Origin of the sequence: Brucella sp. RRSP16 (assembly GCF_052246815.1) — a bacterium.
In the GTDB taxonomy this organism is placed as follows: Bacteria; Pseudomonadota; Alphaproteobacteria; order Rhizobiales; family Rhizobiaceae; genus Brucella; species Brucella intermedia.
Map to the genome: position 1 here is coordinate 1 of NZ_JBQQAM010000054.1, position 557 is coordinate 557.

Genomic DNA, 557 nt, shown 5'->3' on the forward strand with positions numbered 1-557 from the left:
TGCCGTTCGACTGCGGGCTGGCGACCGGCGTGAAGCAGGGTGTCAGATTGAGTGCTTGCGCAAACAGCCTCGTGTCCCTCGCGGTGTAAGCAGAGCCGTTGTCCGAGAGATGCTCGATTGCATGTGGGGCTCTGGTTCCATTGAAGCGTTTCTCGACCGCCTCCAGCATCATGTCGCGCACGTCTGAGCCGGAGATGCCCGCGTTGGCGACCGCCGTCCAGGCAATGATCTCGCGGTCGAAGGCGTCGATGATGAAGGCGAGACGGATGACCTCGCCGTTCCAGCAGGTGAACTCCAGCCCATCCGAGCACCAGCGCAGGTTGGAGCGCATGACCATGACCTTGCCATCGTGGAGGCGGCCCTTGCGAACGGCTGTGTGCTTTTCCAGCAGCATGGCGTGGTTGCCCATGATGCGATGGACCCGTTTGGCGTTGATGACAGGCTTATCGGCGGCTCGCCTTTCGCGATTGAGGAGCGCGGCGATCCGCCGATAGCCATAGGTTGGCCTTTGATCTACCAGCCTGCGAATGATGGGCAAAAGCTCTGCATCCTCGGCC

The 557-nt window shown here is 61.6% G+C and carries 1 protein-coding gene; it reads right to left on the reverse strand.

Going from position 1 to position 557, the window contains the following annotated elements:
• On the reverse strand, positions 1 to 557 hold a 557-nt coding region (locus ACS5UA_RS22855; protein WP_443101890.1), incomplete at both ends, for a DDE-type integrase/transposase/recombinase.